The sequence below is a fragment of the Tissierellales bacterium genome (assembly GCA_035301805.1).
Classification (GTDB): domain Bacteria; phylum Bacillota; class Clostridia; order Tissierellales; family DATGTQ01; genus DATGTQ01.
Map to the genome: position 1 here is coordinate 1 of DATGTQ010000067.1, position 6,436 is coordinate 6,436.

The following is a 6,436-nucleotide window of genomic DNA, read 5'->3' on the forward strand; positions in this document are numbered from 1 at the left end:
ATGATAAGTATGATTTACCAGTAAAAGCTTTTAAGACTGGAGATAGAGTAAGTTTAGATTATATTAATGCCTATACTGATGAAGTAGAAAATCAGGTAGATATAAGAAAGCCTTTTAGACCTAGCCAATATACTAAAGAAGAAGCTAAAGAGAAGTTTCCAGAATGGTATCAAAGAGTTGTAGTTGAGAAAAATAGAAATCAGAAAAAATGGAATATAAAGAGAGATCTCTATGATTGGTGGTTAAGGCAGAGTAGTAAGGTTAAGGGTGGACATAGATATTTTTATTTAATGTGTATGGTTATCTATGCTGTTAAATGTAATATTTCTAGAGAAGAAGTTGAAGCAGATATGTATGAAAAGTTTGATGAATTAAGTCAGATAGAACATTCTAATCCACTTGAGGAAGAAGATATTAAATCTGCCTTAGAGACCTATGACAGGCAGTATTATAATTTTACTATTCATGATATAGAAAAATTAACAGACATTAGAATTGAAAGAAATAAAAGGAATTATAGAAATCAGAAACAACATATCTTAGTTATGAATGCAATTAGAGATGTTGTTTATCCAAATGGTGAATGGAGAAATAAAGAAGGTAGACCTAAAGGGAGTGGAACAAAGGAATCTTTAGTTAAAGAGTATTTAGTAGAAAATCCTGCTTCTACTCCAACAGAAATTGCTAGAAATTTAGGAATAAGTCGAACAACTGTTTATAAATATCTTTAATAGGTTATACAATAGGTTACACAATTTGTTATACTGTTGTTGAACAAATTGTGTAACAGGGAGTGAGAGTATGACTGTAAAAGAATTAGCTGATTTATGTAATGTTCACTATAATACTATGAGAAAATGGCTAGCTGACAATAAAATCAAAAAGGTTGATAAGGCTGTAAACTCGCCTTATTTGATAACTGATGATGTTATAAAAAAAGCTCGAAAGCATTTTTTAGTTGAAGATCCAAAAACAGAAGAAAAGAAAGAAGAAATAGATAATATACTTATACAACAGCTTGCACAAAAAGATAAACAGATTGTTAAACAACAAGAACAAATAGAACATTTACAAAGGTTATTAGAAAATCAGCAAATATTAACCTTGAAAGAACAAGAAAAGGTACAATTACTAGAAAGTAAGGAAGAAATAATTGAAGAACATAAAGAAGCAAATAAAAGTATTTGGGAAAAATTATTTAGAAGAAGTTAGTTATAATTCTTATAGGGAGGAATGAGTAAGTGGGGCAATTACAATTAGAACTTGATTCCGAATTAAATAAAAAATGTTTTAAGTTATTTAATTTAGATGATATTAAATCTGGTGAAAAAAGATATAAAGTATTAGAACTGTTTTCTGGTGCAGGAGGTATGGCACTGGGATTGCATAAGGCAGGATTAGATCCTATAGCTTTAATTGATATTGATAAAGATGCTAACAGTACAGTTAAACATAATTTTCCAAATTGGAATGTGTTAGAAAAAGATATCAATGAGATTGCAGAAGAAGGGATAGATTCAACTATAGATAACAAAAAATCAATAGATATAATTACAGGTGGTTTTCCATGTCAACCTTTTTCGTATGCAGGAAAAAGAGCAGGTTTAGATGATACAAGAGGAACGGTATTTTACTCGTTAGCAAAAATAATAAAGGAAGTTATGCCTAAAATGTTCGTTCTTGAAAATGTTAAAGGTTTATTAAATCATGACAAAGGAAAAACCTTTGAGGTTGTATTTAATATATTAAATACTATGAATTATGATATAGATTATAGAGTTCTAAATGCTTGGGATTACAATGTACCTCAAAAAAGGGAAAGGGTATTTATAATAGGAATACAAAAAAGCCTTAATACTGCCTTTGAATGGCCTAACCAATACTTAAACAAGCCTGTTTTAAGTGATGTTTTATTTAATGTTCCTTCATCAGAGGGAAGTAAATATCCAGAAAACAAAAAGAAAGTCTTAGAATTAGTCCCCCCAGGAGGGTGTTGGGTAGATTTACCTGATGAAGTAGCTAGAGAATATATGGGTAAAAGTTATTTTTCTGGTGGTGGAAGAAGAGGAATGGCAAGGAGGTTATCTTATGAAGAACCTTCTTTAACTTTAACAACTAGCCCAGCACAAAAACAAACAGAAAGATGCCACCCTTCAGAAACTAGACCATTTAATATTAGAGAATATGCACGAATACAAACATTTCCAGACGATTATAAGTTTATGGGATCTATATCAGCAGCCTATAGACAAATTGGCAATGCTGTACCAGTAAATTTAGCCTATGAAATAGGGAAGTCTATAGTAAAAACATTAGATAAAATTGTAGAGGAGGAAAAAGAATAAATATGAATTGGGACTTAGATTTTATAACAAAAGAAGATTATAAGAAACATGTTAAGGTATACTTTAATAAAATACATTCATTGGTTCAGCCTTCAGATATAGAGGAGTTTAATAGGAATATAATTGATCCTATTAAACTAACCTTTACATATTTTTTAACTGGACAAGATATAAATGAATTGATAAGTACAGAACAAAATAGACAAGTAGACAAGTCAATTAATAATGATATAGGATATTTTCATCAAAACATTTTCAAATATATTAATGGTTGGCATGTACCAAAAGAAGGGTTTGATATAGTAAAAAATGATTATAGTGTCTATGTAGAGTTAAAAAATAAGCATAATACAATGAATTCTAGTTCTTCTCAAAAAACATATATTAATATGCAAGATAAAATTATAGAGTCTTTAGAAAAAAAAGAAAAAGTTGTTTGTATGTTAGTTGAAGTTATTGCTAAAAAGAGTCAAGATGTTCCATGGGAAATAACATTAAATAAAGAGAAAAAATCTTCCGAATATATAAGGCGGGTAAGTATAGATAAGTTTTATGAGTTAGCAACAGGAGATAAGAATGCATTCCGAAAATTAGTATCTTGGTTACCAATAACATTGAAGGAAATAGCAATTGATGAATATGATGATTTAGAAGAACAAAAGATTGTAAAAGAGTTAACTAAAGAAAAGAGTTTCTTCCTTAATCTTTATAATTTAGCTTTTGAAGGTTATGAAGGATTTGATGAGTTAAAATTTATTGATGATCAAGAACTTGGAAAAGATTTTGAAATTCAAGAGGAGGATTGCAAATGAAAGTTGATCTAATAGCTTTATTGGCAAGCATCGTTCCCCCTATAATTACTTCGGTTATAAGTTATTTAAGTGCTGTAAAAAAATCTAATTCAGAGATTCTTTCTGTTAAAGAAGAAACTGAAAGAGAAATAAAAAGTATAAAAGCAGATACTGAAAGAGAAATAAAAAAAATACAAGCACAAACTGATAGTCAAATTAAGATAATGGAAGCAGAAGGCAAATCTAAAGAAAATGAAAAGATGACTGAATTCATGTTTTCATTTCTTGAACCAATTATATCTAATCCAGATAATCTAGAAAGATTGTATAAATTAGGAAAGAATCCTACAGAAGAAGAAGTAATTAAATTACTAAAAGATACAAAACGATAGGATATAAAAACAAATATTTTGTCCATTATAATAAAAGGACAAAAGACAAAATAATTTTAAAAATTTCATTCTAGTTGGCTTTTGGTAATGAAAAGTCAATGGACAAAATAGAAAAGTCAAGGAGTAAAAGGTGGAGATTTTTTAAATGGTTCTCTTAAAAAATACTACCTGATCCTTGACTTTTCTAAGCGACTATAGCCAATAAGTTTTTTCATCTAGTTGGCGATGGTCGTTTTTTTATTTTCTTTTTTTACGAAAAAAAGAAAGGTTTTGTCTTTTTGCAAGTGATGAATTTTCACTTGCTTCAGCTGAAAGCTGAATGGTTTTAGCCGTCGGCAGACCACACACCTTACATTGTAAGGTATAGTGTGTTATACTTTACATGGAAGGTGTTCCGAGTATTGTATATACACTAAGGTTTTTGAAGGAGTGATTTTATGTCAATGATAGTTGCTAGAATGCAAAAGATGAAAGCAGAAAACTTAATAGGAATTGGAAATCATAATCAGAGAAAAACAAAAAATCATTCTAATCCTGATATAGATACTTCTCTTTCTGAATTAAATTATGACCTGGTTAATCGTACTGATAATTATAAAAAAGATATTGAAAAATTTATAAATGAAAACAAATCTACTACCAGGGCAGTTAGAAAAGATGCAGTATTAATTAATGAATGGATCATTACTAGCGACAGAAAATTTTTTGAAAATTTATCTGATGAAGATACAAAAGAATTTTTTATTTCTGCTAAAGAATATTTTGCAGAAAACTTTGGAGAAGAAAATATTAGATATGCCACAGTTCATTTAGATGAATCTACTCCCCATTTACACATGGGAATAGTTCCATTTGATGAAGATAAAAAATTATCTGCTAAGAGAGTTTTTAATCGTGAAGCACTTCGTAATGTTCAAGAAGATTTACCAAAATTTTTACAAGAAAAAGGTTTTGATATTAAAAGGGGTCTTGAAGGATCGGATAGAAAAAATCTAACTGTTCCTGAATTTAAAGAATTAAAAGAGAAAGAAAAAGAGATTGAAAGAGAGATTGATCGAAAGAAAAATGAATTAAAGGCTTACACAAAAGAAAATAAAATACCTAATAAAATTGATGTAACAATCACTAGAGAAACAAAAGATGTAAAAGTTCCAAGTGGCGAAAAATTTTTAGGACATGAATTTACTAAGACAGTAAAAAAGAAAACTGGCAATTTAATTATTTCAGAAGAAGATTTTTCAAAACTAGAACAAGCTTTAAAAACTGGTAGAGAAAAAGAAGAACAATTAAATAAGATTTTAGATAGTGATGTTTATAAAGAAAATAAAGAACTTAAAACTACAGTTAAAGATTTAAAGACTAAAACTAATGAAGTTATAGATGACTATAACTTACTTGTGAAAGATTATAACTCTCTAATTGATGAGAATAAGAGTTTAAGAGCCACAGTAGCCAATTTAAGAGAAGAAATAAGATTAATATACAATTCTACTAAAGAATTTTTAAAAGAGCGTACAAGCGATTTACAAGCCTTTAAATCTCTATTTAAAGATCTGGTTAATACTATAAGTGGTAATGTAGGAAAAGCTAACCTAGAAAACAACTTCCAGAAGGAATACAAGAAGGAAACAAGGAAACAGTCCAGGGGAATGAGTAGGTGATTATTTTAATGATAGACATAGGAAGGAAATTACAATTATTAGGCGAAATAATGCAAAATTTAGGCTATAAAATAATGCCAGTTTCTTTTATTGGATATTTTATATTAAGAGTATTAGATTTTAAATGGAAAAAGCATATATCAAAATTGGTTAAATCCATTTGGTATTTAGCAGTTGGAATAGGGACTCTAGATGGGGATATTAGGGTAGAAAGGTTAGTAGTTATGATGATATTTTTTGATGCATTTGATTCGTTTATGGATTATAAAAGTGAAAAAAATAAATATAAGATATAATTAAAGTGTTCAAATAACTTCATTGATAATCTAAGTCCCCTAATGGACAAGCAGTTAGACCTAGAATTATTTATAAATATAAGATATAATTAAAGTGTTCAAATAACTTCATTGATAATCTAAGTCCCCTAATGGACAAGCAGTTTTAGGAGAGTGATTATGTGTCTAATAATATTATTGATGTTAAGAAGAATTATAGAGAAGTAGAAGATCTGCTGTTTTTTCATTATAAGGAGATAGAAGGAGAAGAATTTTATAGATATATATTTCCTAATAACCAGGCTCAAGGAGAGTTATCAGGAGATTATTCTAAGCCTAATGCAGTGTATTTATATAAAGATTCTAAAGATGAAGGGACTGATAGACAGTTAAGAAGAAGGATAATGCTTAATGATACTTGGGAAGAAGATTATAAGGAGTTTGTAGAAAATAATCCAATGACCTTATGTTCTGGACTTTCTTATAGGGGAAGGACTAATAGACTAGCTCATGCTCAACATATGAATGCTTTAGTATTTGACTTAGATTGTGTAGGTAAAGATGAGTTACTTACTTTATTTCTAAGAATGGGACAAGAGCCAGGTCTTAGAAGGCTACCACAGCCGACTTTTTTAGTTATGAGTGGTACAGGACTACACATTTACTATGTATTTGATGAGCCTATTGAGTTATATCCAAATATAAAGCTTCAGCTAAAGAAGTTAAAGTATGACTTAACCTTTAAGATGTGGGAATATAAGTCGACTTCACAGGAAAAGCAGATCCAATATCAATCAATCAATCAAGGTTTTAGAATGGTTGGATCTAAGAATGATAAGTATGATTTACCAGTAAAAGCTTTTAAGACTGGAGATAGAGTAAGTTTAGATTATATTAATGCCTATACTGATGAAGTAGAAAATCAGGTAGATATAAGAAAGCCTTTTAGACCTAGCCAATATACTAAAGAAG

The 6,436-nt window shown here is 29.1% G+C and carries 8 protein-coding genes; all 8 read left to right on the top strand.

Annotated features, from left to right (window positions below):
* Positions 1 to 731 (top strand): hypothetical protein (locus VK071_02865; protein ID HLR34252.1); only part of this gene is annotated, 731 nt, incomplete at its 5' end.
* Between the two features lie 70 nt (positions 732 to 801).
* Positions 802 to 1,212: a hypothetical protein gene (locus VK071_02870; GenBank protein ID HLR34253.1), complete on the top strand. Its 411-nt coding sequence runs from the start codon at positions 802 to 804 to the stop codon at positions 1,210 to 1,212.
* Between the two features lie 29 nt (positions 1,213 to 1,241).
* Positions 1,242 to 2,345, top strand: a complete 1,104-nt coding sequence (locus VK071_02875; protein HLR34254.1) for a DNA cytosine methyltransferase — start codon at positions 1,242 to 1,244, stop codon at positions 2,343 to 2,345.
* A gap of 2 nt (positions 2,346 to 2,347) precedes the next feature.
* Positions 2,348 to 3,157 carry an Eco47II family restriction endonuclease gene (locus VK071_02880; GenBank protein HLR34255.1) on the top strand — a complete coding sequence of 270 codons (810 nt, stop codon included), beginning with the start codon at positions 2,348 to 2,350 and terminating at the stop codon, positions 3,155 to 3,157.
* Entirely contained in the window at positions 3,154 to 3,528 is a 375-nt protein-coding gene (locus tag VK071_02885; GenBank protein HLR34256.1) for a hypothetical protein, read from the top strand. The genes VK071_02880 and VK071_02885 overlap by 4 nt, the downstream gene beginning before the upstream one ends.
* 437 nt (positions 3,529 to 3,965) lie before the next feature.
* Positions 3,966 to 5,189 carry a MobV family relaxase gene (gene mobV / locus VK071_02890; protein ID HLR34257.1) on the top strand — a complete coding sequence of 408 codons (1,224 nt, stop codon included), beginning with the start codon at positions 3,966 to 3,968 and terminating at the stop codon, positions 5,187 to 5,189.
* Positions 5,186 to 5,485: a hypothetical protein gene (locus VK071_02895; protein HLR34258.1), complete on the top strand. Its 300-nt coding sequence runs from the start codon at positions 5,186 to 5,188 to the stop codon at positions 5,483 to 5,485. The genes mobV and VK071_02895 overlap by 4 nt, the downstream gene beginning before the upstream one ends.
* Positions 5,486 to 5,646: 161 nt before the next feature.
* A partial coding sequence (locus VK071_02900) for a hypothetical protein (protein HLR34259.1) occupies positions 5,647 to 6,436 on the top strand: 790 nt, incomplete at its 3' end.

What these genes read in the sequence shown, in the direction of transcription:
- VK071_02870 (HLR34253.1), top strand. Translation starts at nt 802, where the DNA reads ATGACTGTAAAAGAATTAGCTGATTTATGTAATGTTCACTATAATACT.
- VK071_02880 (HLR34255.1), top strand. Translation starts at nt 2,348, where the DNA reads ATGAATTGGGACTTAGATTTTATAACAAAAGAAGATTATAAGAAACAT.
- VK071_02885 (HLR34256.1), top strand. Translation starts at nt 3,154, where the DNA reads ATGAAAGTTGATCTAATAGCTTTATTGGCAAGCATCGTTCCCCCTATA.
- mobV (HLR34257.1), top strand. Translation starts at nt 3,966, where the DNA reads ATGTCAATGATAGTTGCTAGAATGCAAAAGATGAAAGCAGAAAACTTA.